Origin of the sequence: Pseudomonas sp. FH4, assembly GCF_000510915.2 — a bacterium.
In the GTDB taxonomy this organism is placed as follows: domain Bacteria; phylum Pseudomonadota; class Gammaproteobacteria; order Pseudomonadales; family Pseudomonadaceae; genus Aquipseudomonas; species Aquipseudomonas brenneri.
On record NZ_AOHN01000019.1, the window covers coordinates 281,774 to 308,413 of the forward strand.

The following is a 26,640-nucleotide window of genomic DNA, read 5'->3' on the forward strand; positions in this document are numbered from 1 at the left end:
GTCATGAGCTTTTTGTCCGTGCCAGCGCTGTTGCAGCGTGCCGCCGTGTTATTGCCGCAGATCGCCGAGGGGGCCGCCGAACGCGAGCGCACCCGGCAACTGCCCCATGAGCAGATCCGCCAACTGGCCGCAGCGCGCCTGCTGACCCTGCGCATTCCCCAGCGCTACGGCGGCAGCGAGTCCAGTGTGCGCGAGGTGGTGCAGTTCGTGATCGACCTGGCGGCAGTAGATTCCAATATCGCCCAGTCGCTGCGCCCCAGCTTTGCCTTTGTCGAAAGCCTGCTGGTGCAAAAGTCCGAAGCCGAACGCCAGTTGTGGTTTGCCCACTACCTGCGGGGCGAAGTGTTCGGCAACGCAGGCTGGGAAATCGGCGGCGCCAACGGCCAGGTCAGTGCGCGGCTTGTGCCTGAGGGCGAGCACTTTCGCGCCAATGGCAGCAAGTACTACAGCACTGGCGCGCTATATGCCGACTGGGTCAGCGCGGTGGCGCTGGATGAAAACGAGGAACCGGTATCGTTCGTGGTGCCCCGCGACCGCGAAGGCCTGGAACTGGTGGATGACTTCGACGCCATGGGCCAGCGCCTGACCGCCAGCGGCACCACACGCCTGAACAACGTGCTGGTGCGCCGCGAGGAAATCCGCACGCGGGTGGTGGAGGAAGGCCAGCGTTCGATCATCACGCCGTTCCTGCAACTGTTCCTCGGCGCGGTGCAGGCCGGCATCGCGCGCAATGCCTTGAACGATGCGGTGGCCTTTGCAAAAGACCATGCGCGGCCAATCAAGCACAGCAGCGCCAGCCGCTCGGTGGATGATCCCTATGTGGCGTTTTCCGTGGGTGAGATCTCGGCCCGTGCGTTTGCTGCCGAAGCGGTGGTGTTGCGTGCCGCTGACAGCATCGACGTGGCCTGGGCCCACGACCTGGATCACGATGCGGTGACTCGCGCAGCCGTCGACGTGGCCCAGGCGCAATACATCGCCGCCGAGTCCGCACTCAAGGCCGCCGAACTGCTGTTTGACGTGGGCGGCGCTTCCACTACCGGACGCAGCCATAACCTCGATCGACACTGGCGCAATGCGCGCACTGTGGCCAACCACAATCCACGGCACTGGAAGGCCGCAGTGGTCGGCGCCTATCGGCTCAAGGGCAGCGAACCACCGACGTCGGGCTTGTTCTAGAGCCTTGCTCTCTGGTATTGCATAGCAACTGTCTGCGCTTTTAAGGAGTTCTCCATGATTTACCGCACACTGGGCCAGTCCGGGCTCAAGGTCAGCGCACTGACCCTGGGTACGATGATGTTTGGCGAACAGACCAACACCGAAGATTCGCTGCGTATCATCGACAAAGCCTGGGACCAGGGCATCAACTTCATCGACACCGCCGACGTCTACACCGGCGGGCGTTCGGAAGAAATTGTCGGCGAAGCCATCGGCCGTCATCGCGCCGACTGGGTCGTGGCCTCCAAAGTCGGCTTCGGCCCACCGGACGGCCTGCCCAACCGCAGCGGCCTGAACCGCAAGCGTATTTTCAACGCGCTGGAAGCCAGCCTCACCCGCCTCGACACCGACTATCTGGACATCTACTACCTGCACCGTGAAGACCACGATACGCCGCTGGATGTCACGATTTCGGCGATTGGCGACCTGATCCGCCAGGGCAAGATCCGTTACTGGGGGCTGTCCAACTACCGGGGCTGGCGCATTGCCGAAGTGGTGCGCGTGGCCGAACGCCTGGGGGTCGACCGGCCGATCATCAGCCAGCCGTTGTACAACATCGTCAACCGCCAGGCCGAGGTGGAGCAGATCACCGCGGCCGCAGCCTATGGCCTGGGCGTGGTGCCTTACAGCCCGCTGGCCCGTGGTGTGCTCAGTGGCAAGTACGCGCCGGATATCACCCCCCAAGCGGGTAGCCGTGCCGCACGCCAGGACAAGCGCATCCTGGAAACCGAATGGCGCGTGGAGTCGCTGCGCATTGCCCAGCAGATCCAGCAGTACACCCAGGGCCGTGGCGTGGGGATTGTCGAGTTTGCGATTGCCTGGGTGTTGAACAACCAGGCGGTCAGCTCGGCAATTGTCGGCCCGCGTACGGAGGCGCAGTGGGATGCCTATACCGGGGCGCTTGAGGTGAAGATCAGTGCTGAGGATGAAGCGTTTATTGATTCGCTGGTGACGCCGGGGCATGCGTCGACGCCAGGGTTCAATGATGTGGGGCACTTTGTCTCAGGGCGTATCCACCGTCCCTGAGAACACCCCCTGTAGGAGCTCGATAGCGTCGACGCGGTGTATCTGCTAGACCGAGTTGAGGCTATCGCAGGCAAGCCAGCTCCTACAGTTTTTGAATGGCGAGATCATTCAACCCAGCGGCACATCCAGGCTGACCTTGACCCGGTCCATCACCACAATGCTGCGAAACCATTTGATATTGCGGTTCTCGTAGAACAGCGTGCGGGCCAGGGTTTCGTAAGCCTTCATGGTTTCCACCACGACCACCAGCATGAAGTCCGCATCGCCGGTAACGTAATAGCACTGCTGCACTTGTGGGATCGACATCTGCACCTTGAGCACGTCGAGGTCTTCGATATGGGTGCGCTCGGCGTGCACCTCCACCAGGATCGTGATCGGCTTGCCTACCGCGTCCTGATTGACCACCGCCGTATTGGCGCTGATCGCCCCGCCCTGCTCCATGCGCTTGATACGCCGCTGCACGGCTGCGGTCGACAGGTTGACCTGTTCGCCAATCACCCGTAGCGCGGTGGTGTTGTCGCGTTGCAGGTGCTTGAGAATCGCGCGGTCGAAATCATCCAGGGGCGGTTGGGGGCTGACGGGCATGCTGGCGAACCTTGGGCGTGAGAAAATTTCCCATAAGATGCCGTAAAACAGAGCAAACGTCTCACCTCAAAAGCAATATATTCCCACCTGAAATTCCCCCCTCTTTCGTTTGAATCGGTTTCGCGAGGATCGCGTGTCTAAAGGTGTTGTTTTATCGGTATTGGCCTCGGTGTTGTTTGCCGTGATGTATTACTTCACATCGCTGCTCACGCCGTTGAGTGGACTGGAAATTTTCGGCTGGCGCATGCTGCTGACCGTGCCGTGCATGACCGTTTTCATGGTGCTCAGCAGTGAGTGGCGCCAGGTCTGGGCGCTGCTGCAGCGACTGGCGGGCGAGCCACGGCTGATCGGCGCAATTGTGCTGTCATCGGTGTTGCTGGGCGTGCAGCTGTGGCTGTTCATGTGGGCGCCGCTCAACGGCCGCAGCCTGGATGTGTCCCTGGGCTACTTCCTGTTGCCGCTGACCATGGTCCTGACCGGGCGCCTGGTGTATGGCGAACAGCTGTCGCGGCTGCAATGGATCGCCGTGGTGTTTGCGGCGATTGGCGTGCTTAACGAGCTGTACCAGGTGGGCGGGTTCTCCTGGGCGACGCTGCTGGTGATCATCGGCTACCCCATCTACTTCGTGCTGCGCAAACGCCTGGCCACTGACCACCTGGGCGGATTATGGCTGGACATGGCGCTGATGCTGCCGGTGGCGTTCTGGTTTGTACAAAGTGGCGAACAGGGCTTCGCCGTGCTGGATGCCCATAAAGGCTTGTACGCCTTGATCCCGATGCTCGGGTTGATCAGTGCTTCGGCGCTGGTGTGCTACATCATCGCCAGCCGGCTGCTGGCGTTCAGCCTGTTCGGCCTGCTCAGCTATGTGGAGCCGGTGCTGTTGCTGGGGGTGGCGCTGCTGCTGGGGGAAAGTATCGGGCCGGGGGAATGGCTGACCTATATCCCGATCTGGTTGGCGGTGATGGTGTTGGTGTTTGAAGGGTTCAAGCACCTGATGCGTCAGCGCAGAGCCTGACCCAATAACTGTAGGAGCGAGCAAGCTCGCTCCTACAAAAAGCCATGTCAGTCGGTGGTCAGCACGCCACGACGGACCTGGTCACGCTCGATCGACTCGAACAGGGCCTTGAAGTTGCCTTCGCCGAAGCCGTCATCGCCCTTGCGCTGGATGAACTCGAAGAATACCGGCCCCATCAGGGTTTCCGAGAAGATCTGCAACAGCAGGCGTTTGTCGCCGGCGACGGACGAACCGTCCAGCAAAATACCCCGGGCCTGCAATTGGTCCACCGGTTCGCCGTGGTTTGGCAGGCGGCCTTCGAGCATTTCATAGTAAGTGTCTGGCGGCGCCGTCATGAAGCGCATGCCAATCTTCTTCAACGCGTCCCAGGTCTTGACCAGGTCTTCGGTGAGGAAGGCTACGTGCTGGATGCCTTCACCGTTGAACTGCATCAGGAACTCTTCGATCTGGCCTGCGCCCTTGGACGACTCTTCGTTCAACGGGATGCGGATCATGCCATCCGGGGCGCTCATGGCCTTGGAGGTCAGGCCGGTGTATTCGCCCTTGATGTCGAAGTAGCGCGCTTCACGGAAGTTGAACAGCTTCTCGTAGAAGTTCGCCCAGTAGGCCATGCGCCCGCGATAGACGTTATGGGTCAAATGGTCGATGACCTTCAGGCCCGCGCCCACCGGGTTGCGGTCCACACCGTCGATAAACACGAAGTCGATATCGTAGATCGAGCTGCCTTCACCGAAACGGTCGATCAGGTACAGCGGCGCGCCGCCGATGCCCTTGATGGCCGGCAGGTTCAGCTCCATCGGGCCGGTTTCGATATGGATCGGCTGGGCACCGAGTTCCAGGGCGCGGGTGTAGGCCTGCTGCGAATCCTTGACGCGGAACGCCATGCCACACACCGATGGACCGTGCTCGGCGGCAAAGTACGAAGCGATGCTGTTGGGTTCGTTGTTGAGGATCAGGTTGATCCCGCCCTGGCGGTACAGGTGCACGTTTTTCGAGCGGTGGCTCGCCACCTGGGTGAACCCCATGATCTCGAAGATCGGCTCAAGGGTGCCCGGGGTCGGCGATGCAAATTCAATGAATTCAAAGCCCATCAGGCCCATTGGGTTTTCGTATAGATCTGCCATGATTTGGCGCCTCATCATCTTTTTAGAATTAAATTAATTAATTGCCAGCAAGGATGAGGTGGGCAGGTGGCGCACAGGAAATGCCCCGCACGCTGCGGGCGAGGAAGTCACCGTAGATGAGTTGGAACCCGAGTAGCTTCATGGTTGGATCATTCTCTTACGGGCGTCTCTGACGGACGAGGCCTGCGGGATGTCAGGCGCTTATTCTTGTATGCGTAAACCGATTCTACACAGCGTAAACAGCTTTGTCCGTATTCCTTATCAAATCCTTATGCCCTGGCGGGCGCAAGGGGTTTATTGCACAGGTAGATGCCCAGCAGGATCAACGCCCCACCGAAGAACATCGCAGTGCTGAGCTGTTCGTCCAGCAGCAACGCACCACACACCACCGCCGTCAGCGGGTTGAGGGCGATAAACACACCCGCACGGGTCGCACCGATACGCCGGATACCGTCGTAATACCCGATGTAGGCCAGGGCCGAGCCCAATACGCCGAGGTAAAGCAGGCCCAACAAATGCGGCCAATGGATGGCATCCAGCGCTTGCACTGTCAACCGGCCACTCACCAGGGTGGTGAGGCACAGCATCAAGGTGCCCAGCAGCACCGACCAGGTCACCGTCTGCAAGGGGCCAAGGCTATGGTTCAGCGTGCGTGAGCCCAGGGAATACACGCCCCAACTCAGCACACAGCCAAAAATCAACAGGTCGCCAATCCACGCATCAGCCCTGCCCTGCAACAGCAATGGGTTGCGGCTGACAATCACCCACGCGGCGCCGCCCAGGCACAGCACGATACCCAGCACTTGGCTGCGCCCCAAGCGCTCCTTGAACCACCAGCATGACGCCAGGCCAATCACCGCCGGGTTGAGGGCCACAATCAAGGAGGCGCGCGAGGCGTTGATAAAATGCAGGCCATAGAAAAAGCACAGGTTGTAGAAAAAAATCCCGAAAAAGCCCAGCAGTACTAACCGCGCCATTTGCGCAGGCGTCGGACACGCCAGGGGGATCCGGGCAAAGGCCATGAACAGCAGCAACGCCAGGCTCGCCAGGATAAACCGCAGGCTTGCCGTCAGCAGCGGGTCCAGATCTGCGGCGAGGAATCGCCCGGCAACAAAAGTGCCACCCCAGATCATGGTTACGGCCGCGAGCTTGGCGTAGGTCAGGCGGTCACCCGCAAGTACAAAGGTTGAACCGGGCATAAGGATCCTGAGTATTTGGGAGGCTGTTTGGCGTATTATTTTCCTAATGCCAAGTCATCGTAAAATGAGTAAAACCTCATGACCCTCACGCAATTGGAAATTTTCTCGCTGGTGGCACAACTCCAGGGGTTCACCAGCGCTGCCCATCGCCTGGGCATCAGCCAATCGGCGGTGTCCCATGCCATCAAGTCTTTGGAGCTGGAGCTGGGGGTGGAACTGTTCCGCCGCCAACAGTCGCGGGTCGAACTCAGTGATATCGGCCAGCAACTGCTGCTGCGGGCACGGGCGATGCTGGGGCTGGCCACTACGCTGCAACAGGAAGCGGCCGATGCCCGAGGGATGAAAAGCGGCACCTTGCGCATCGGCTCCTTCGGGCCAACTGCATCCATTCGCCTGCTGCCCAGGATCCTCGAACACTTTCGCCAGGCCCATCCGGGGATCGAGGTGCATGTGGACGAAGGCCCCGACCGCCAAGTGCTGCAGTGGCTCGAAGAGCGGCGCATTGACGTGGGCTTTGTGGTGCTGGAACAGGAACGCCTGGACACTGTTGCACTGTTCGAAGACCAGATGGTCGCCCTGCTGCCCGAGGGCCATGCCCTCGCCCATCAAGCCAGCGTCAAGCTCAAGGACTTGTGTCACGACCCGTTTGTCCTGACTGAGGCGGGCTCCTCGGAGTTGGTGGAGCGACTGTTCCACAGTGCCCGGCTCAAGCCCAATGTGCGCTATCGCTGCTCGCAACTGCTCAGCACCCTGGATACCGTCAGCCGGGGTGCGGGCGTGAGTGTGGTGGCCCAGGCCTCATTGCCGCAGGACGGCCAGCCACGCTACGTACAGCGGCCGTTATCGCCCAAGGTCGCGCGGCAGATCGGTTTGGCGGTGCTGGACCGACGCCAGTCCTCGCCGGCGACCCTGGCTTTTATCCAAATGGCGCAGCAACTCTTCCCTTTATCGCAAAAGGCTGTGTAGGCGCCGGCTTGCCGGCGAAGATCCAGAGAACAATGCAGGGCTTTCGCTGACAAGCCAACGCCTACAGGGGGCTGAACGGCGCTTCATGAGTGCGGGTGTTGCCATGATCGTCCAGGGTGGTGAATTGCACCAGCGCCCCGCCCGCCCCACTGCCCGACGGCCCATGCAGGGTGACGGTAGCGGTGGAACGGGGGGCAAGCATCGGTGGGTCATCATTGCGGTACTGACGGCCATCGGCACCCAGCACAACGCTGGCCAGGCTCACGTGATAAGCACTGGGGTTGTGCACTTGCAGGGCGTTGCCCTTGAGCAAGCGCCATCTCAAGTTTTGAGCCGCCTCCTGCGCTTGCCCTGGCAACCGCGGCGCACGCAAAAACAGTTTGATCCGGCTGCGAAACGCGAGCTGCAGCGCATGTCTTGCGTCCGTCGCCGGCCGGATGCCCAGCACATTCAGCCAATAGACTTGCTCCACATCCGCCGATGCTGGCTCCCCGTGATAAACCACTCTTAGCGCCTGGCCTTGACCTGCATCCATGCGCAGGATCGGCGGAGTCACGGTAAAGGGGACATCACTGTACTCAGGGCGCACCTGGGGATCACCCGCGTCAATCCAGACCTGCACCAGCCTCGGGCTATCCGCCTGATTCGTCAGGTTGAGCGTGACTTGGCCCGAGGCGGCCGGGTAAATCAGACGGGTCCGGTCAATCACGATTTCAGCGCGGGCACTCCACACCACCAGCCCGCCCAATACCCCCAGCGCCAGACGTACCCAGGCCCAGCTCATCGGTAGCTCAAGGTAAAGGTGGCCAGGCCATTGGCCGTGCCGGGATGAACCGTCGGCTCGGTCTGCAGGTAACGCGCCGTCAGCGTTATCTGGAAGGTGCCATTGCCGGTGCTGCCGGCCTGCCATTGATTGGGGTTATCCGGCGCATTGGAGTCCGCGCCATAACTCAATACGGCGTTGCCATGGAGCAGTTGCAGGGCGACGCCGGTGGCGGTCGAATCGCCCGTCAACGTCAGGCGATCGCTGCGGTTGGCCGGTTGAATCTGGTCGGTCAACGTCAGCAGCACATCCTGGCTGCCGCCCGTCCCACCCGCGCACTGCAGCTGGATATCGCGGCTGCCGCTGCCGGCGACACTGCCCACACCCCTGAACTGCGTAGCGGCCACAGCGCCCAGATTGATCGGGACCGAGGGCGTGGACACCGAGCAGGTGGGTTTGAGGGGCGGCCCGACAACGATAGACCCGAAGGTGAATAAATGGGGGAAGTTGAACTCCGGATGGACCCTGAACTCTGCAAACGGCTGCGGATACAGCACCCCGCCGCTGATCGTGCCGGTCACGAAGAACACCACTCGAACGCGCACGCCCCAGGTTGCGAGGCCGGGCCGAAGGGGGCCACGCAAGATCGTGATGCCCTGGCTGATGCTCTTCCACTCGCCGCTCTCACGATCCTGTGCCATCAAGCCAAAACCCACGCCGACCATACCCGTCGTATAGATCGGCAGCGACAACCCGGAGTGGCCAAAATACTTGCCGGTAAACCGCATGTTCCTGGCCACGCCCAGGTACGACCAGTGATCGGAGACGATGCCCGCGGCATAGGAACAACTCACGGCGTTGAGGGCATCGAGCGCATAACCCTGGGGATTGCCCAAGACCTGCCCCATCCGTGGATTGGCCGGCACACTGATGGACGCGATGGAAAGCGCCACGGGAGGCTCGGGATAGCAACTGACATTGGCCTGCACATCGCAGGTGGCCAGTGCCGCAACGAGCATCAGTGTGGCTAGAAACAACTGGCGCATATTACAGCTCATCGCACGGTCACCTCTCGACCCGCCCTGCCCCTCACGCATTGTCCCTGCACCAGCTCGGCACGGGCCTGGCGCCCGGCTGCCTGGGGTGGCAAGCGGTAGTGGATATAGCAACGGTCGGCGGCGGTCTCGCTCCACTTGACGATGAGCGTGCCCTGATCGGCAATGCCCCTGACAAATGCCTTGCTGGCCTGGCCAATCACCCCGACTTCGCTGCCTTGCTCATCAAATACCTGGGCTGCAAATGGCAACGGCTTGCCGCTTTCCCGCAGGGCCTTGACCACCACCGCCCGGCCCGCCACGGTGGCGAAGCGCAGGCGCGAGACAGCCCCCGAGGTGGGCACGACTTGTTGTGTGGTCTCCTGGAGCTCCACGTCATACGCACTGCCGTCCGGGTCGACGCCCACGGTATTGGCCTGGAACGCCCGCAGCGACGGCACCACGGCATAGCCGTTGCGATCAACCCGCAGGTGGTGACCGTTGCTCAACCGTGCCCCCTGGGCATCAGGCACGTGAACCAGGGCCGCCGCCTCGCCGAGGTAGTGCGTGAACGTCACACCCTCGTCGTGCACCACCAGGCCGCCGTCGGCACTCAACGAAAGCTGGCTGCTGTCATGGCTCTGGCCATAACCCACCCGCCATGCCGCCGTGCTCGCGTTGTAGCCGGCATGCGCATTGAAACTACTGCTCTGGGCTGACGCGCGGCTGCCAGAGAGGCCATAGTTGAGCGTCGCGTCATCATCCAGCATGCCGTTGATAGCGATCTGCTGCTGGCTGCTGCGGCTGTCACCGGTACTGCGGCTCAAGGTGCTGCTCAGACTGGGCGCGCGGAGACTGCTGCCCAATGGCAGCGACAACGTCATCATCAGGCGGTTGTCGACATGGCCGGCGTTGTCCGAGCGAGCAAAGAACACCTGCTCGCTTTCTTCCAGATGGTTGGCCGGATGATGGGCTTCAACTCGCGAGCGCTGGGCGCTGAGGTTCCAGTTGAGCCGGCGCCAGGTGGTGCCATAGCTCAGGTTGTAAGAGGTCTCCCGCCCCTGGTGTGAGCCCCAGTACTGGGTAGAACTGGCATAGAAGCCCAGCGTGCCGGCCCCCAGTTGCTGGCTGACGGTCAAGTCGATACGACTTTTCTGTCGGGCATAGGTGCCAATGTCCAGGCCTTGGCGCCCCAACTCCCGCACGTTGACCGCATCCGTCAGGTTCAGATAGCCCGGCGTGGAAAAACGATAGGCCCCCAACACCAGGTGGGTGCCTGTCTGGGCCAGTTGCCTGTTGTACCCCACACCATAATTGCGCCCCGACAGCACAGCGTGCCCCGGGATCCGCGTGCGGGAGCCGGTGGTGTCCAGCGAGAACGCACCCAGGGCGGTATTGAGTGCCAACCCGGCCTTACCCTGGGCATAACCTTGGGCAAAACTGCTCCCGCCATACAGCGTCAGGTCATCCAGCACGCCATGCTGCAGCGCCCCTTGAAACGCCAGGGGAGCCTGGCCCTCAACACCCTTTTGGCGGACTTGGCCGAACGTCATGTCGTAGCGACTGGCATGGCGGCGCAGCAGTTGCGGCGCCACGGAGAAAGGCACGCTATAGCTGTATTGGCGACCATCGACTTCCCTGACACTGACGCTCAGATCCCCACCACCTGTGGGATACAAATCACTGATCACAAATGGGCCGGGCGCCACCGTGGTCTCGTACAGCGTATAGCCGTTCTGGCTGACGGTAACGGTTGCATTACTGTCCGCAATCCCCCGCACCACAGGCGCATAGCCTTGCTGCGAAGGCGCCAGCATTTGCTCGTCGGTGCCCAGGCTGATGCCCCGCATGCGGGTACTTTCCAGGATCTGGCCGCTGCTGAAGCTGTCACCTACGGTCAGGCGTGATTGCCAGGCCGCCAGGCTGCGTTGCGCGTAGATGGCCGTATTCTGATAAGGCTGGGCACCATCACGCGAATCCCATGCCTGCGCGCCCTGGTGCCGCAAGCGCCAACTGCCCAGGTTGATACCACTGTTCAGGCCCAGGTAGGCACGGTCTTCGCCACTGCCCGCAGTCATGGTCGCGGCACTGAAGTTGTAGCTGAGCAACCCGGCATCGATGCCCTCGTCCCACTGGCTCAGGTCGACGGTATCGCGCGCAGTCGGCGCCAGGTAGAGCTGGGGTACGCTGAGGGCCAGTTGCAGGGCACCGGGATCGACGTTACTGGAGGCCATGGGAATCCACTGCGAGAGATCCCCACACAGCGGGCCGGGGGCTGCGGGCCGGTCAGTTTCAACCTTGTTTTTCACGACACCCAGCCGAGCCAGCAGCGGCCAGTCCAGGCACGGGCTCACATCGGCCTGGCCGGGAAGCTCGATAAACGCCAACTCATGACGCCCGACTGGCAGGCCATTGAGCTGCACATCAACGCGATATGTGCCAGGCGCCAGGCTGTCGTGGCGGTTGAAGCGGGAAATATCGACTCCCGGTACCAGACCACTGGAAAACGCTTCCAGGTCAAAGGTGACCGAAGACGCCAGGGCCTCAGGGCCGATAAAAACCGTCAGGAGCTGGCTGAACACCACGATGACGGGAAGGCACAGGGCAGCACGCCTGCCCTTCCACAGTTGCATGTAAAAAAACATAAGTCAGACTTCAAGTCGCTAAAGGGGTGCCCAGCGGGGTGCCGAGAACCCACCGAAATCGTCGATGTACTGGAACTGCACCCGCGCATCGGCGGGCACCACCTGCATCAAGGGAGGCAGGGCAAGGTCCAGGCTGGCAAAGGGCGCGACCATGCCTTGCTGGTCGCTCGCAATCACCTGCTCGCCCATCACTACCGCCACCTCATGAAACGTCACATGGAACGGCGATGGGTTGAACACCCTAAGTGCTGCCTGTTTGCCGGTACGCAAGGTCCAGGTCAGTTGCTCGGGTGCATCCTGGGAATTGCCTGACAAGCCCTGGGGCCGGAAAAACACCTTGGTGCGAATGCGAAAGGCAAAACGCAACTGGTTCTGGCGCTCTTCATCCGCGCTGGCTGGCGGCGACCGCGTCTGGGGCGGCACCTCCAGCACGTTGAGCCAGAACAGCGACTCCTTGTCGTCGGGCAACGGCTCCTGGGTGTAGGCCAGGCGTATGGCCTGGCTCTTGCCCGGGTCCAGGCGAAACACTGGCGGGCTGATGCTAAATGGCACATCACTGTGTTCAGCCGTCAGTTGTGCATTGCCCGCATCCATCCACACCTGGACCAGACGTGCAGCCTGCTGGTCATCGTTGCTCACCCGTACGGTGATTTCCCGACGCGGCTCGGCATAGATCTGGCGCGTGCCACTGATGATCACCCCGGCCTGCGCCTGCGCGAAGGCCAGGCACAGGCAAATCGCAAGGGGCAGGCGTACGCAAGGCATGGTTCGCGCCCTCGCTTGTCAGGGAAAGATCACCGAATACTGCACCGCCGTACTCACCAGCCCTACTCCCGCCGCACCGCCAGTGGCAATGTAACGTGCAGCAAAGGGCAAGGTCGCCAGCCCGCCTGTGACAGTGGCGGTGGTCGAGACATGGCCGGTACGCAAATCCATCGGCTGCAGGGTTGCGCCGTCGAGAATCTGCACTTCTACTTTGGCGGCGGCGGTTTTTGGGGCGGTATTGCGCAAGTTGCCCGTGGCCGGGTTGATGGCCGGGCTGGTGCTTTCATACAACACGGCAACCTTGGTCGCATCTGCGCAACTGGCGCCACCCCCCACGTAGATAAAAAACGGCTTGGAACTGGCAGTCGCGCCCGCCGTCGACAGGGCACTGGCTTGTACCTTGTCCAGGACTACCGGAAAGTTTGCCCCGGAGCCAGCAACACCGCCAGTTCCGCCACTGATCGTGCAGGTGGTGCCGGTAATTTCGCCCGTCAGGGTAATGGTGCCATCGGCGGCAGAGGCCACAGGTACGAGGAAGCCACTGGCAAGCAACATGACTATCGCCAGGAGGTTGTTTTTCATTACGCAAGTTTTCCTAAGTGTTAAGTAGATGCCTCGGCACACGACGCGCAGGCACAAGCCCGCTCGCCGGATTCGGGCTTAATGACGCAAAAGGGGCTGGATCTTGAATGGCAGGCTTTTTATCAGGGCAAGCACTGTTCCAAGCAATAACGCAATGGACCAAACAACCTTTCCTCGTCAAAATGTGTTGCAAAGTTTGGCAAGGTTAAAAAACACCCACAACTGGCCAAGTGGCTAGGTCCGCACGTGAAACATGCTTATTTCCATAGGCCAACTATCCTCCTGACATTCGACGTATTGCCTGTAGCCGTTGCCAGGCGTCTCCCCCCCACTTCGCTACAGGCTGCATAAATGCCACTCACCATCAAAGGCCCGCGCAAACGCACCGCCCGTTACTTGATCACAGCCCTGTGTGGCCTGCTGCCGATACTGCTGGGGGTGGTCATCCTGTACATGCAGGCCCAACGAACTCTGGAGCAAAGTACCGAGCAGACGGCCGTCGAGGCCGTGCGCCAGTTCGACCTGATGCTCGACAACACCGCCCTCGCCGCCCAGGACCTGCTGCCACTGGCGGGCAAGGACTGTGACAACACGGTGAAACTGGCGCTTCGCGAGCAAGTCACCCGTCGCCCATTCGTACGCGCCACCACGCTGTCCTGGCAAAAAACCATTTATTGCAGCTCGTTGTTTGGCGACGCCTATGTGTCACCGGTCAACCCTGACGACTACGTCAATGGCCGCTTGTGGCTGATGAATGGCAACCCGGTCACGCCTGATACCGCACTGCTGGTGTACCGGCTGGTGGACGGTGACAAGGCCGCGTTTGCCTCGATTGACGGCTATCACCTGACAAATGCCCTGCGCCTGATCAGCCGCTATGCCGACCTGGTACTACAGGTCGGGCCCAATTGGCTGAGCAGCAACGGCAAAGTCCACACCACCTCGCCACCGGTATTTGCCGTGGCCCACCACCAGCTCGGCTCCCAGCGTTACGCCTACAGCGTGGAGGCCGGGATGCCCGAAGGTGAAGTGTGGCGTTACATGGAAGCGCGCTACCCGGCCTTGTTCAGCCTCCTGGTGTTCTTTGGCGTGCTGGCAGGCGTGCTCGCGCACTGGCTGCAAAAACGCTCCTCAGCACCCACCCATGAACTGCAGCGGGCGTTGGGCGCCAATGAATTCGTAGCGTATTACCAACCGGTGGTTCGCGGCGACACCCGGCAATGGGCCGGCTGTGAAGTATTGATGCGCTGGCAGCATCCAAAGGAAGGCCTGGTGCGCCCGGACCTGTTTATCCCCCTGGCCGAGCACTCCGGGCTGATCGTGCCTATGACCCGCGCCTTGATGCGCCAGGTCGCCACACAACTGGCGCCCCACGCCGCTCGCCTGGGCGACAATTTCCATGTGGGGATCAATATCACCGCCAGGCATTGCCAGGACCTGGAGTTGGTGCAGGACTGCCGGGAATTCCTTGCGGCCTTTAAGCCGGGCCAAGTCCTGTTGACGCTGGAGTTGACCGAGCGCGAACTGATCGAACCCACCGACGTGACTCGCCAACTGTTCCAGGCCCTGCACGAACTGGGCGTGCTGATCGCCATTGATGACTTCGGCACTGGCCACTCCAGCCTGGGTTATTTGCGCAACTTCAATGTTGACTACTTGAAAATCGATCAAAGCTTTGTCGCAATGATCGGCGTCGACGCACTATCGCGGCATATACTCGACAGCATCATTGAATTATCCGGCAAGCTTGACTTGGGCATCGTGGCAGAAGGTGTGGAAACCCAAGAGCAATGCGACTATCTGGCGGCGCAAGGCGTGGACTTCTTGCAAGGCTACCTGTTTGGCCGCCCGGTGCCTTTTGACGCCTTCATTAAGTCTTTGCAGTGAAATTGAATATCCATCTAGCAGGATGATGAAATATTGTTATTTATACAAAAGACATGATTTACTCGTGACTCATTAACTACTACAATTTTTCCTGCCTGCGCTGAATCGGCAGGAGAGCCACTTTTTACCGAGTCACGCTGAGGCTCTTGGCTTATAGCTTTGTTTGCAGTTGGTATCAGCCAAATACACTATTGGAGTAAAGATTTTGTCCAGACTCGCCGAATTTCGCGCAGCAGAAAAAGCCCTTCAAGAGCAGCTCGCCCAGCTGGAATCCCTGAAGAACGACGCTGGTTTGAAGAAAGAAATCGAATTTGAAGAAAAACTTCAAGGGCTGATGAAAACCTACGGCAAGAGCCTGCGCGACATCATTTCCATCCTTGATCCAAACCCAGGCAAATCGGGCATCCAGGTAGCTGCCGCACCAAAAACCCGCCGTGCACGCGTGGTCAAGGTGTATCACAACCCGCACACGGGTGAACTGATTGAAACCAAGGGCGGCAACCACCGCGGCCTGAAAGCCTGGAAAGAACAGTATGGCGCAGCCACTGTAGACTCCTGGCTTCGCGGCTAATACTGGCGCACTAATAAAAAGCCCTGCAGACGCAGGGCTTTTTTGTTTTTGCGCTTCGCTTTCAAACCCTGTGGTTTTCGAAAGTGAATTTTGAAATACATTCCAGTGGGTACAAACCCGCCCAGCGGGCGCTGAGCGCCAATGCCGGATAGTTGTGCGCTAATCGTCACTGAACCAGGCCAGGCATCTAGCCTTCACCCATCAAAGTTTCAAGCTTGCACGCACCGAACTGACTTCTTCCTTACTCGCCGCATAAGCATCAGCGTGTCCGGCGTATGAAAAAACATAGGCCTTATTCGTATCAACAGCGCCCACCAGTGTTTGCGAGAGCACATGCCGACCGTTCTCGGTAACGACGCAGGTAGTTTCCAGCGCCTCAAGGCGACTTAAAGTGGTCGAGTGCATCTTGTTACAAACACTTTGATAACCACTGCGGGCAAAGTCCTTCTGGATAGACTTGCGCATCTGAAGCAGCACACCTTGCAGATTGACCACATGTCCAGGCTCGATCGGTGTACCCGTCAGCTCCATGACCATCTGTGTCTCGCCGTTTTCATTGTTCTTTATTGCACGCTGGCGAGATACCGGTGACGGCGTGGCCGGCGCGTCGGCATCCGGCACCACTTCTTCTACCTGCCAGCCGCTAGGCCAATGAATCTCGGGATCTGCCGCCAGTACAGCAGTGCTGGCCAAGATCAGGCACAAGGTGCTCAACAGCGGTTTGTTCGATCGGCTCATTGCAAAAAACACTCGAAGTTCAAGCCGTAAAGTTTGAGCCTGCTCGTGGGATGGTCGCAAGGCCCGCGTAAGCTTTTTCATTTGGCGCGGCCGGCGCGGCTTGCGTATCATGGCCCGGCTGCACGGATGCCTGTCAGCCGCAAGCCAAAGGACCGCTCAAGTCACGAGCTGCGTCTGCCCCATTTTTTCTGGAGGGCCCATGAGCCTGCACGAATTGAATACCTTCCCGGGCGTCACTGCCCAACCCGACACCGCCACGTCGAACTTCGTGTTCAACCACACCATGTTGCGGGTCAAGGACATCACCAAGTCGCTGGATTTCTACACTCGCGTCCTGGGGTTCTCCCTGGTTGAGAAGCGCGACTTCCCGCAAGCTGAGTTCAGCCTGTACTTCCTTGCCCTGGTCGACAAGGCGCAGATCCCCGCCGATGCCGCCGAACGCACCCAGTGGATGAAGTCGATCCCGGGCATCCTGGAACTGACTCACAACCACGGCACCGAAAACGATGCCAACTTCGCCTACCACAATGGCAACACCGACCCGCGCGGCTTTGGCCATATCTGCATTTCGGTGCCGGATATCGTTGCGGCCTGTGAGCGCTTTGAAGCGCTGGGCTGTGACTTCCAGAAGCGCCTGACTGATGGCCGCATGAAAAGCCTGGCGTTTATCAAGGATCCGGATGCGTACTGGGTCGAAATCATCCAGCCAGCGCCGCTGTAAACACCCACAAAAGCTGCACCCACAAAAAAGCCCATGATCGCTCATGGGCTTTTTAGTTGCAGGCCTTACGCTCGGATCAGGTGATCAAAAGCACTCAGGGAAGCCTTGGCACCCTCACCCACCGCAATCACGATCTGCTTGTACGGCACCGTCGTGACGTCACCGGCGGCAAATACGCCTGGCAGTGAAGTCTCGCCACGGGCATCGACAATGATTTCGCCACGGGGTGACAGCTCCACCGTGCCTTTGAGCCAATCGGTGTTGGGCAGCAAACCGATCTGCACAAAGATGCCTTCCAGGTCGATGGTCTTGAACTCGCCGCTATCGCGGTCCTTGTAGGCCAGGCCGGTGACTTTCTGGCCATCCCCCTTGACCTCGCTGGTCAGCGCACTGGTGATCACGTCAACGTTTGGCAGGCTGTAGAGCTTGCGCTGCAACACAGCGTCGGCGCGCAACTTGCTGTCGAACTCCAGCAAGGTCACGTGGCTGACAATACCAGCCAGGTCGATGGCCGCTTCAACGCCGGAGTTACCGCCGCCGATCACCGCCACACGCTTGCCCTTGAACAGCGGACCATCGCAATGCGGGCAGAAGCATACGCCCTTGGCCTTGTATTCCTGCTCGCCCGGCACCCCCATTTCACGCCAGCGCGCACCAGTCGCCAGGATCACGGTCTTGGACTTGAGGGTCGCACCGCTCTCGAAGCGAATCTCATGCAACTCGCCGGGATTTTTCGCCGGGACCAGGCTGCTGGCACGCTGCAGGTTCATGATGTCCACGTCGTACTGACGCACGTGGGCTTCCAGGGCGCTCGCCAGTTTCGGGCCTTCGGTTTCCTGCACCGAGATGAAGTTTTCGATGGACATGGTGTCCAGCACTTGCCCACCAAAACGCTCGGCGGCCACACCGGTGCGGATACCTTTGCGTGCAGCGTAGATTGCAGCCGCAGAACCGGCCGGGCCACCACCGACGACAAGTACATCAAAGGCGTCCTTGGCGCTGATTTTTTCGGCAGCCTTTTCGATGCCGCTGGTATCCAGCTTGGCGAGGATTTCTTCCAGGCCCATGCGACCCTGGCCGAAGTTCACCCCGTTGAGGTAGACGCTGGGCACCGCCATGACCTGGCGCTCGTCGACTTCAGCCTGGAACAGCGCGCCATCAATCGCGACATGGCGGATGTTCGGGTTGAGCACCGCCATCAGGTTCAGCGCCTGGACCACGTCCGGGCAGTTCTGGCAGGACAGCGAGAAGTAAGTCTCGAAGTTGAACTCACCTTTAAGGCTGCGAATCTGTTCAATCACTTCGACACTGGCCTTCGAGGGGTGGCCACCGACTTGCAGCAGGGCCAGCACCAACGAAGTGAATTCATGACCCATGGGGATACCGGCAAAACGCAGGCTGATATCGGCACCCGGGCGGTTGATGGAGAACGACGGCTTGCGCCCGTCATTGCCATCGGTTTTCAGGGTAATCAGCGTGGTGAGGCTGGTTACGTCCTGCAAAAGAGCAAGCATTTCCTGGGATTTCGCACCGTCGTCGAGGGAGGCGACGATCTCGATCGGCTGGGTGACCCGTTCCAGGTATGACTTCAACTGAGCTTTAAGATTGGCGTCCAACATACGGGCGATTTCCTATTAATTCGGTTTATTGCAGACAAAAAAACGCCCGAGCGAATCTCGCCCGGGCGTTTTGAGGGCGAATGCAGCTTACTTAGGTGCGGTAATCCGCCCTTGATACTTCACAGACTTAGATCTTGCCGACCAGGTCCAGGGACGGAGCCAGGGTAGCCTCGCCTTCTTTCCACTTGGCTGGGCACACTTCGCCTGGGTGGGCAGCGACGTACTGGGCAGCCTTGATTTTGCGCAGCAGCTCGGAAGCGTCACGGCCAACGCCGCCGTCGTTCAGCTCAACGATTTTGATCTGGCCTTCTGGGTTGATCACGAAGGTGCCACGGTCTGCCAGGCCAGCTTCTTCGATCAGCACGTCGAAGTTGCGGGAGATGGTCAGGGTCGGGTCGCCGATCATGGTGTACTGGATCTTGCCGATGGCTGGCGAGGTGTTGTGCCAGGCAGCGTGGGCAAAATGGGTGTCGGTGGACACACTGTAGATCTCGACGCCCAGTTTCTGGAATTCGGCGTAGTTGTCAGCCAGGTCTTCCAGTTCGGTTGGGCAAACGAAAGTGAAGTCGGCTGGGTAGAAGAATACGACAGACCACTTGCCTTTCAGGTCAGCGTCCGACACGTCTACGAAGTTGCCGTTTTTGTAAGCGGTCGCTTTGAACGGTTTTACTTGGCTGTTGATGATAGGCATCGTTGACTCTCCGTCAGGGGTTAGTAAGTTGATGAGTGAATCCTACCCAGTCTCATCGCCGATGGCTCATTGGCAAACCTGATGCTGCCGATTGGTTTTGGCTATCAACACACTGTATTAATAGAAGAAATCTTAAAGCAGCGGATCGCGGATCTGAGTCATGCCAAGAAAGGGCGTCGCTTCAACATAGCGCATGGCTGACTTCATGTCCTTCCAGCCGACATACGTCATCAACGACTTCAAATCCCAACCGCTGCGATGGGCCCAGGTGGCAAAGCCACGGCGCAGGGAGTGACTGGTGTACTGCTCGGCGGCAATGCCTGCACGCTCAAGGGCCTGGCGCAGCAGCGGGATCACGCTATTGGCATGCAACCCCTCCTCCCCCAGATTGCCCCAGCGATCAATCCCGCGAAACAGCGGGCCGCGCACCAGGGCCGAGGCACTCAGCCATTCAATGTAGGCCTGCACGGGGCACAGGCGCAGCAGCGCGGGGGTTTGATAAGTGCGCCCGAGGTTTTCACGATCACTCTTGCTGCGCGGCAAGTACAAGGTGATGCCCGCGCCCTGCACCGCCTGCACGTGTTCGATCTGCAGCCGGCACAACTCATCGCTGCGAAAGCCGCGCCAAAAGCCCAGCAGGATCAATGCCGCGTCGCGCTTGGCGCGCAACCAGCCCGGGCGATCGCCGGCAGCTCGGGCTTGCTCGCCTTCGCGTTCAAGCCAGCCAACCACCTGTTCCAGGTGCTGGAGCTGCAAGGGTTCGGCCTGTTTTTCCTGGGCGGGATGCAAGGCGCGAACCCCCTTGAGCACCTTGCGCACTACCGGCGCCTTGGTGGGGTCGGGAAAGCCCTGGCTGGAATGCCATTGCGCCAGCGCCGACAAGCGCAGTTTCAGAGTATTGACCGATAACACTCCAGCATAGGCCACCAGGTAACGCGCCACGCTGTCGCTGGTGGCGGGCAGGAAACCACCCCAAGTCACTTCAAAGTGCTCGATAGCCGCGCGGTAGCTGCGGCGGGTGTTGTCACGGGTGGCGGCGTTCAGGTAGCGATCAAGTTCACTCATACCGCTATCGGGCAAGCCGGCTCCTACAGGGATTGGTGTACGGACATTGGGCTGCAATTGAGTCCAATGGGCACTGACACGGGATAATACGCCAATATCCCATCTTATAACTCATCAATTTATACGTTTTGTTATTCATGATATAGTACGTATATACATACTACATACCACAGTACTAAATCGACGGAGACCCCATGGCTCGCGGCGGCATCAATAAAGCAGTAGTTCAAACGGCACGCCTGGCAATCCTCGCCCGCGGCGAGAACCCCAGCATCGACGCCGTACGCATCGAGATGGGCAATACCGGCTCGAAAACCACCATTCACCGCTATTTGAAGGAACTGGACGAGAGCGAAACCCGCCTCACCATCACCGAGGCGCCCCTCGATGATGAGCTTGGCGAACTGGTCTCACGCCTGGCCCAGCGCCTGAAAGAAAAGGCCCAGGAGCCCATCGACCTGGCCCTGGCGCAGTTCGAGCAGCAGAAAACCGCCCTGCTCACCCAGGTAGAAACACTTGAAGCAGCACACAGCCAGCTCCAACAGCAATTGGATATCCAGGCCGCCGCCCTGGCGCAAGAAAGCGCCGCCCTGCAAACCGCCAGCACCAGCCTGCAGACCGAACAAACCCGCAACGCCGGGCTCAGCCAGGCGTGCAGTGACTACGAGCTACGGATTACGGATAAGGACGAACAGATTCGCTCACTGGAAGAAAAACACCTGCACGCCCGCGATGCCCTTGAGCACTACCGCAACGCCATCAAGGACCAGCGCGAGCAGGAGCAACGTCGCCATGAAGGCCAACTGCAACAACTCCAGACTGAATTGCGCCAGGCGCAGCAGAGCGCCATGGTGCGTCAGGATGAAATCACCCAGCTGCATCGTGACAATGAGCGGCTATTGATTGAACACCGGATAACGGCAAAGGAATTGGCCGCCCTACAAGAGCAAAGCCGCAAGGATCAAGCCCAGCAACTCAAGCTGAGCGAACAGGTAAGCCTGATCGAGAGCGAACGCACCTTGCTCCAGGAGCGTCTGCGGGTTGCCGTGCTGGACAGCCAGTCACGCCAGGACGCGCTGACCAAGCAGCAGCACACCCACAAGACTGTAGAACTGGACCTGATCAAGGCCCAGGCCACCATCGAGGCGCTGCGCCTGGCTGCCGTCGTTGCAACGGCGCCAGAGGCAACAACCGAGGACTGATCAGCCAGCCACTGGCGTGCGCATGGTGACGAATTCTTCCGCCGCCGTAGGATGCACGCCAATGGTCTCGTCGAAATGCTGCTTGGTCGCCCCCGCCTTGAGGGCGATCGCCAGCCCCTGGACGATCTCGCCCGCATCCGGCCCGACCATATGGCAACCCAGCACCTTGTCGGTGTCTGCATCGACCACCAGCTTCATCAACGTGCGCTCCTGACACTCGGTCAGGGTCAGCTTCATCGGCCGGAAACGGCTTTCGAAGATTTGCACGTTATGCCCATCAGCCCGGGCCCGCTCTTCGCTCAGGCCCACGGTACCGATATTCGGCAAGCTGAACACCGCCGTAGGAATCATCGCGTAGTCCACTGGGCGATATTGCTCAGGCTTGAACAGACGACGCGCCACGGCCATGCCTTCGGCCAAGGCCACTGGCGTCAACTGCACGCGACCAATCACATCACCAATGGCCAGAATCGACGATTCGGCGGTCTGGTACAGATCATCGACCGCGACAAAACCACGCTCGTCCAGCTTGACCCCGGTATGTTCCAGGCCCAGGTTATCCAGCATCGGGCGCCGGCCGGTGGCATAGAACACGCAATCGGCCTCCAGCACACGACCGTCCTTCAAGATGGCCTTGAGGCTGCCATCGGCCTGCTTGTCGATACGCGCGATATCGGCGTTGAATTGCAGGTCCAGGCCACGCTTGGTCAGCTCTTCCTGCAAGTGCTTGCGCACCGCACCATCGAACCCTCGCAGGAACAGATCACCGCGATACAGCAGCGACGTCTGCGCGCCCAGCCCGTGGAAAATCCCGGCGAACTCCACCGCGATATAACCGCCGCCAACCACCAGCACGCGCTTGGGCAGTGCTTTAAGGAAGAACGCCTCATTGGAACCAATGGCGTGCTCATGCCCTGGGATCTCTGGGATCTGCGGCCAGCCGCCCGTGGCGATCAGGATGTTCTTGGCCGTGAAGCGCTCGCCATTGATCTCGACTTCATGGGGCCCAGTCAGGCGCGCATGGCCTTCATGCAGGGTCACGCCGCTGTTGACCAACAGGTTGCGGTAGATCCCGTTGAGGCGATTGATCTCGCGATCCTTGTTGGCGATTAGCGTCGCCCAATCAAAATCAGCCTCGCCCAAGGACCAGCCAAAGCCACTGGCCTGCTCGAAATCTTCGGCAAAGTGCGCACCGTAGACCAGCAGCTTTTTCGGCACACAGCCAACGTTGACGCAAGTCCCGCCCAGGTAGCGGCTTTCCGCCACGGCCACTTTTGCGCCAAACCCGGCGGCAAACCGCGCCGCTCGTACACCGCCAGAACCGGCGCCAATTACATAAAGATCAAAATCGTAGGCCATTTCACTCTCCTCGGCAGGGCATCAGGATACCCGCTTGCGCCCAAAAAACCAGAAAGCCACCCGAAGGTGGCTTTCTTGAGACTCAACAGGCACTGCTTGAATCAGTAAGCCTTGCCAGTCTTGTAGAAGTGCTCGTAGCAGAAGTTGGTCGCCTCGATGTAGCCTTCTGCGCCACCGCAGTCAAAACGACGGCCCTTGAACTTGTAGGCAATGACGCAACCGTCCTTGGCCTGCTTCAACAGGGCGTCGGTGATCTGGATTTCGCCGCCCTTGCCTGGCTCGGTCTCTTCGATCAGCTTGAAGATATCCGGGGTCAGGATGTAGCGACCAATGATCGCCAGGTTCGACGGGGCGTCTTCCGGCGCCGGTTTCTCGACCATGTCACGTACACGAATCAGGCCATCGCCGATATCGTCACCAGCGATCACGCCGTACTTGTTGGTTTCCGAAGGATCGACTTCCTGCACCGCAACGATGGTGCAGCGGTATTTCTGGTAGAGCTTGACCATCTGGGTCAAGACACCGTCGCCTTCCAGGTTCACGCACAGGTCATCCGCCAATACCACGGCAAACGGCTCGTCGCCGATCAGTGGGCGACCGGTGAGGATGGCATGGCCGAGGCCTTTCATCTGGGTTTGACGGGTGTAGGAAAACGAGCACTCGTCGAGCAGCTTGCGGATACCGACCAGGTACTTTTCCTTGTCGGTGCCTTTGATCTGGTTTTCCAGCTCATAGCTGATGTCGAAGTGGTCTTCCAGCGCGCGCTTGCCACGGCCGGTCACGATGGAGATTTCGTTCAGCCCGGCATCCAGTGCCTCTTCGACGCCGTACTGGATCAGTGGCTTGTTTACCACCGGCAGCATTTCTTTAGGCATGGCCTTGGTCGCTGGCAGGAAGCGAGTACCGTAACCGGCTGCTGGGAACAAGCATTTCTTGATCATAAAAGTCCTTAATAAGGGCTGTGCGTACGAAATTCGGCGCAGTCTAATCAGGCCGCAGCCACCTTACAATGGGCGCTGCTGGCGTTGCGATGTCAACATAGAGAAAAAATGTCGGCGTTAGTTCCGCCCGTGTTCAAACAAGCGACCCCAGCGGCACTGGAAAAAACCAGCCTGCCCCTGATTTCAAAGGGCCATATCCTTTTTAGCACGCTTTATGGGGTTCGGCACTGACCTGCAACAACTTACGCTCCCCCACGGCATTTGGCGCTATCATTGCCCACTTGAACCAGACCACGAGATTGTTAATCGATGTCAGAACCCAAAGGCGTAAACGGCTACCTGATCACTAAGCGAGCAGACGGCTGGCACCTGATCAATTTTCACGGAGACAGCGTCGCCGGGACCTTCGCGACTGAAAGCCAGGCTATTGCGGTAGCTGAAGTGTTTGTGGACGAGGCCGGTCACGCGTCGAGCAAAAGACCCAAGACCAAGTAAGCCACCGCAACTGCGCAAAAAGCCCCGGCAAACGGGGCTTTTTAGTGTTTGTCTGTACCTTGATGGCCGTTCGCTATAATCTCGCTGAAAACGCCCCACACCAGTGTCAGCACGCCCCTCAACACTTCTGAACGACGACCCTTAGATGAACAAGATCCTGGCACTGACAACGGTCCTGGCGCTCGCCGGCTGCACCACCACTTCCGACATTTATCTGAAAAACGGCGAACAGGGCCTGACCATTGATTGTTCGGGCGAGGCCAATTCCTGGGCCAGTTGCTACGAAAAAGCCGACGCGTCCTGTGCAGGCACCGGTTACCGCATCGTCGGCACCGAAGGCACGCCAGCCTTGAACGACAGCGAAAAGACCCTGGGCGCGGATGTCGGCAATTTCAAAGGCCGCAGCGTGGTGGTGGTCTGCAAGTAACCCGGGCGGTTACATGTGAATCTCGGCGAACTTGATCCCAAGCCCACGAATGGTGTCGATCAGGTCATCCAGGCGCTCAAAGGATTCGACCTCATCCTGGTCATCCACCAGGAAAAAGCTGCGCCCGCCGCTTTTCTTGAAAAACACAATCCATTCCCCCGAGTTGGCCGGATTTTGAATCACATGGGTCGCAGAGATGTGACCCTCTGCATGCCGCTCTCTAACGCGTTCACGTTTCATAATTGGTTTTCCAGAATGACAATGCCGCTCAAACCCCGGGGTTTGAGCGGCATTTTTTGTGGTCTGCCAATAGTTTAACGGATGCCTTGGCCAATCAGCACGCCATCGACCGTTTGCCCATACAGATTCACGCCGTCATTGGCGTGGAACTTGATGCGCGTTTTCTCCACCGAACCGTCCACCAGGCGTGGGTCCTGCGGGCGCTCGTGGCGGTTGACGTAGGCTGCCACGTCCCAGGCCTGCTGGTCGGTCAAGCTGCCGCCTTTACCCAGCGGCATGTTGTGCTTGATAAAGGAGGCCGCCGTGTTGATCCGATGCATGCCTGCCCCCCAGTTGTAGGAATCCTTACCCCACAACGGTGGCATCACATAGCTGTCGCCCACCTTCTGCCCCTGCCCTTCGGCGCCATGGCACACCGCACACTGAGCCTTGTACACCTCGGCACCCTGCGCCAGGTTGTAGCCCTTGGCCGGTTGCGGCACCTCGGGGTAACCGCGCCCTGGCAACTCCACACCCAGTGGCGCCTTGCTCGCCAACCAATAGGCATAGGTCGACAGCGCGGTAATCTCATGGCTGTCCGCGGCCGGTGGCTTGCCGCCGTTCATGCTGAACTGGAAACAGCCCTGCAGGCGCTCGGCGAAGGTGTTGACCTTGTCATTCTTCTTGCGATAGGCCGGGTACATCGGGTACGCGCCCCAGAGCGGCGCCGAATTGGCCAGGCGCCCCTGATCCAGGTGGCAGTTGCTGCAGTTGAGGCCGTTGCCGACAAACTGCGGGGCCAGGCGCTTGGTATCGACAAACAACGCATAGCCCTGCATCACCAGCTTTCCGTAGGCGTTGTCGGGCAACTCGCTTTCCTGGGGTGGCTGAAACGCCGTGGCCACTGGAGCCGCAGCTGGCACCTGCAATTGCGACTGATCCTCCATGGCGATCGGTGCCGCCGACACCTGCACACTGATCAACGCAGCCAACACGGGTACAAATGACAGGTTCTTCATGGCTTGACCTCCTGGCCAGGCAAGGAGGCGAAGTAGTTGGCAATCCCCTGCACTTCATCCTCCGTGAGGGATTTGGCCACATGCCCCATCAGGTCATTGGGATCATTGTGCCGGGTGCCACTGCGCCAGGCATTGAGCTGGGCGACCAGATAGGCGGCAGATTGCCCGGAAAGCGGCGGAAACGCCTCGCCAACACCGATACCCGACGGGCCATGACAGCTCACACACGCAGGAATCTGCCGCTCCCAGGCGCCTTGTAGCGCCAGTTTTTCGGCTGGATTGGTCGGAGTGGCACTGCGATGGCCGGCAGGCGCGACCGGCGCCGGCATCGCCGCCAATGTCTGGCTCACCGCCGCGATTTCTTCCTCGGTAAGCGCCTTGGCCAGCGACGTCATCACCGGGTTGCTGCGCGCGCCACTCTTGAAGTCATGCAGTTGCTTGCTCAAATACGCCGCCGGCAACCCCGCCAGCCTGGGGAAACCCGCCGCGGCCAACCCCAGGCCATCCGCACCATGACAGGCCATGCAAGCGGCCGCGCCAGGTTGCGCGCCACCTTCATTGAAAACCTTTTTGCCCTCCAGCGCCTGCGCGCTGCCCAGCATGAGCAGCAGGGCGCCACCCATCAACACTCTCTCCACAGACATCATCACGACTCCATTTTTATAGTTATATGCTTAGACCTACAATGCATAAGCCTACAAATGGTAGGGTAATGAGCGGACAGTCACAACCGTCGCGTAAGAAATCTCAGACAATAAAAAGCCCGG

27 protein-coding genes are annotated in these 26,640 nt (G+C 59.8%); 10 read left to right on the forward strand and 17 right to left on the reverse strand.

Features of this window, described 5'->3' with window-relative positions; genetic code table 11:
• Positions 1–3: 3 nt before the first annotated feature.
• Together H097_RS14625 and H097_RS14630 are read left to right on the forward strand one after the other, a co-directional pair.
• Positions 4–1,176: an acyl-CoA dehydrogenase family protein gene (locus tag H097_RS14625; RefSeq protein WP_032860583.1), complete on the forward strand. Its 1,173-nt coding sequence runs from the start codon at positions 4–6 to the stop codon at positions 1,174–1,176.
• A 54-nt stretch (positions 1,177–1,230) separates the two neighbouring features.
• Complete coding sequence (locus H097_RS14630; protein WP_032860584.1) at positions 1,231–2,241, forward strand: aldo/keto reductase; 1,011 nt, start codon at positions 1,231–1,233, stop codon at positions 2,239–2,241.
• 108 nt (positions 2,242–2,349) lie between these two features.
• On the opposite strand, the gene H097_RS14635 is transcribed toward H097_RS14630, so the two are convergent.
• Complete coding sequence (locus H097_RS14635; RefSeq protein WP_032860586.1) at positions 2,350–2,826, reverse strand: Lrp/AsnC family transcriptional regulator; 477 nt, start codon at positions 2,824–2,826, stop codon at positions 2,350–2,352.
• Positions 2,827–2,959: 133 nt separating this feature from the next.
• On the opposite strand from H097_RS14635, the gene rarD reads away from it, so the two are divergent.
• Positions 2,960–3,841, forward strand: a complete 882-nt coding sequence (rarD, locus tag H097_RS14640; protein WP_032860587.1) for an EamA family transporter RarD — start codon at positions 2,960–2,962, stop codon at positions 3,839–3,841.
• 47 nt (positions 3,842–3,888) lie between these two features.
• On the opposite strand, the gene hppD is transcribed toward rarD, so the two are convergent.
• Complete coding sequence (gene hppD, locus H097_RS14645; RefSeq protein ID WP_032860588.1) at positions 3,889–4,965, reverse strand: 4-hydroxyphenylpyruvate dioxygenase; 1,077 nt, start codon at positions 4,963–4,965, stop codon at positions 3,889–3,891.
• Between the two features lie 269 nt (positions 4,966–5,234).
• Entirely contained in the window at positions 5,235–6,164 is a 930-nt protein-coding gene (locus tag H097_RS14650) for a DMT family transporter (protein ID WP_032860589.1), read from the reverse strand.
• 78 nt (positions 6,165–6,242) lie between these two features.
• Between H097_RS14650 and H097_RS14655 the strand changes: the two genes are divergently transcribed.
• Positions 6,243–7,130, forward strand: coding sequence for a LysR family transcriptional regulator (locus H097_RS14655; protein ID WP_032860590.1), 888 nt, complete (start codon positions 6,243–6,245; stop codon positions 7,128–7,130).
• A gap of 61 nt (positions 7,131–7,191) precedes the next feature.
• Here the strand turns inward: H097_RS14655 and H097_RS14660 are convergent, their stop codons facing one another.
• Genes H097_RS14660 through H097_RS14680 form a run of 5 tightly spaced genes read right to left on the reverse strand, consistent with a single transcriptional unit; the run spans position 7,192 to position 12,919 of the window.
• Positions 7,192–7,914, reverse strand: coding sequence for a molecular chaperone (locus H097_RS14660; protein WP_032860591.1), 723 nt, complete (start codon positions 7,912–7,914; stop codon positions 7,192–7,194).
• Positions 7,911–8,951, reverse strand: coding sequence for a fimbrial protein (locus H097_RS14665; RefSeq protein WP_162237645.1), 1,041 nt, complete (start codon positions 8,949–8,951; stop codon positions 7,911–7,913). Before H097_RS14665 ends, H097_RS14660 begins: the two co-directional genes overlap by 4 nt.
• Positions 8,948–11,560 carry a fimbria/pilus outer membrane usher protein gene (locus H097_RS14670; protein WP_229752093.1) on the reverse strand — a complete coding sequence of 871 codons (2,613 nt, stop codon included), beginning with the start codon at positions 11,558–11,560 and terminating at the stop codon, positions 8,948–8,950. The genes H097_RS14665 and H097_RS14670 overlap by 4 nt, the downstream gene beginning before the upstream one ends.
• A 30-nt stretch (positions 11,561–11,590) precedes the next feature.
• Positions 11,591–12,337, reverse strand: coding sequence for a fimbria/pilus periplasmic chaperone (locus H097_RS14675; protein WP_032860592.1), 747 nt, complete (start codon positions 12,335–12,337; stop codon positions 11,591–11,593).
• Between the two features lie 18 nt (positions 12,338–12,355).
• Positions 12,356–12,919 (reverse strand): fimbrial protein, encoded by a 564-nt coding sequence (locus H097_RS14680; RefSeq protein WP_032860593.1) that lies wholly within the window; start codon positions 12,917–12,919, stop codon positions 12,356–12,358.
• Between the two features lie 351 nt (positions 12,920–13,270).
• Between H097_RS14680 and H097_RS14685 the strand changes: the two genes are divergently transcribed.
• Positions 13,271–14,806, forward strand: coding sequence for an EAL domain-containing protein (locus H097_RS14685; protein ID WP_032860595.1), 1,536 nt, complete (start codon positions 13,271–13,273; stop codon positions 14,804–14,806).
• Between the two features lie 205 nt (positions 14,807–15,011).
• Complete coding sequence (locus tag H097_RS14690; RefSeq protein ID WP_029294664.1) at positions 15,012–15,377, forward strand: histone-like nucleoid-structuring protein, MvaT/MvaU family; 366 nt, start codon at positions 15,012–15,014, stop codon at positions 15,375–15,377.
• Positions 15,378–15,578: 201 nt separating this feature from the next.
• On the opposite strand, the gene H097_RS14695 is transcribed toward H097_RS14690, so the two are convergent.
• Entirely contained in the window at positions 15,579–16,115 is a 537-nt protein-coding gene (locus tag H097_RS14695) for a DUF4946 domain-containing protein (protein ID WP_032860726.1), read from the reverse strand.
• Positions 16,116–16,314: 199 nt separating this feature from the next.
• Here H097_RS14695 and gloA point away from each other — a divergent pair, with 199 nt between their 5' ends.
• Positions 16,315–16,836, forward strand: a complete 522-nt coding sequence (gene gloA, locus H097_RS14700; protein WP_032860597.1) for a lactoylglutathione lyase — start codon at positions 16,315–16,317, stop codon at positions 16,834–16,836.
• Positions 16,837–16,901: 65 nt separating this feature from the next.
• Here the strand turns inward: gloA and ahpF are convergent, their stop codons facing one another.
• The 3 genes from ahpF to H097_RS14715 all read right to left on the reverse strand — a co-directional run bounded on the left by ahpF (position 16,902) and on the right by H097_RS14715 (position 20,211).
• Positions 16,902–18,455, reverse strand: coding sequence for an alkyl hydroperoxide reductase subunit F (gene ahpF, locus H097_RS14705; RefSeq protein WP_032860598.1), 1,554 nt, complete (start codon positions 18,453–18,455; stop codon positions 16,902–16,904).
• 127 nt (positions 18,456–18,582) lie between these two features.
• Positions 18,583–19,146: an alkyl hydroperoxide reductase subunit C gene (ahpC, locus tag H097_RS14710; RefSeq protein ID WP_010210361.1), complete on the reverse strand. Its 564-nt coding sequence runs from the start codon at positions 19,144–19,146 to the stop codon at positions 18,583–18,585.
• 132 nt (positions 19,147–19,278) lie between these two features.
• Complete coding sequence (locus H097_RS14715) at positions 19,279–20,211, reverse strand: site-specific integrase (protein ID WP_032860599.1); 933 nt, start codon at positions 20,209–20,211, stop codon at positions 19,279–19,281.
• 194 nt (positions 20,212–20,405) lie between these two features.
• Between H097_RS14715 and H097_RS14720 the strand changes: the two genes are divergently transcribed.
• Positions 20,406–21,413, forward strand: coding sequence for a DNA-binding protein (locus tag H097_RS14720; protein WP_032860600.1), 1,008 nt, complete (start codon positions 20,406–20,408; stop codon positions 21,411–21,413).
• On the opposite strand, the gene gorA is transcribed toward H097_RS14720, so the two are convergent.
• Both gorA and galU read right to left on the reverse strand, forming a co-directional pair.
• Positions 21,414–22,772 (reverse strand): glutathione-disulfide reductase, encoded by a 1,359-nt coding sequence (gene gorA, locus H097_RS14725; RefSeq protein ID WP_032860601.1) that lies wholly within the window; start codon positions 22,770–22,772, stop codon positions 21,414–21,416. It abuts the gene before it with no gap.
• 101 nt (positions 22,773–22,873) lie between these two features.
• Complete coding sequence (gene galU, locus H097_RS14730) at positions 22,874–23,713, reverse strand: UTP--glucose-1-phosphate uridylyltransferase GalU (RefSeq protein WP_029294645.1); 840 nt, start codon at positions 23,711–23,713, stop codon at positions 22,874–22,876.
• A 309-nt stretch (positions 23,714–24,022) separates the two neighbouring features.
• Between galU and H097_RS14735 the strand changes: the two genes are divergently transcribed.
• Both H097_RS14735 and H097_RS14740 read left to right on the forward strand, forming a co-directional pair.
• Positions 24,023–24,208 (forward strand): hypothetical protein, encoded by a 186-nt coding sequence (locus tag H097_RS14735; RefSeq protein WP_032860603.1) that lies wholly within the window; start codon positions 24,023–24,025, stop codon positions 24,206–24,208.
• Between the two features lie 145 nt (positions 24,209–24,353).
• Positions 24,354–24,635: a hypothetical protein gene (locus tag H097_RS14740; protein ID WP_032860605.1), complete on the forward strand. Its 282-nt coding sequence runs from the start codon at positions 24,354–24,356 to the stop codon at positions 24,633–24,635.
• Between the two features lie 9 nt (positions 24,636–24,644).
• On the opposite strand, the gene H097_RS14745 is transcribed toward H097_RS14740, so the two are convergent.
• From H097_RS14745 to H097_RS14755, 3 genes are all read right to left on the reverse strand, one after another.
• Entirely contained in the window at positions 24,645–24,875 is a 231-nt protein-coding gene (locus tag H097_RS14745) for a hypothetical protein (protein WP_032860607.1), read from the reverse strand.
• 74 nt (positions 24,876–24,949) lie between these two features.
• Positions 24,950–25,873 carry a c-type cytochrome gene (locus tag H097_RS14750; protein ID WP_032860609.1) on the reverse strand — a complete coding sequence of 308 codons (924 nt, stop codon included), beginning with the start codon at positions 25,871–25,873 and terminating at the stop codon, positions 24,950–24,952.
• On the reverse strand, positions 25,870–26,520 hold the full coding sequence (locus H097_RS14755) for a c-type cytochrome (protein WP_032860610.1): 651 nt from the start codon (positions 26,518–26,520) through the stop codon (positions 25,870–25,872). The genes H097_RS14750 and H097_RS14755 overlap by 4 nt, the downstream gene beginning before the upstream one ends.
• Between the last annotated feature and the right edge of the window lie 120 nt (positions 26,521–26,640).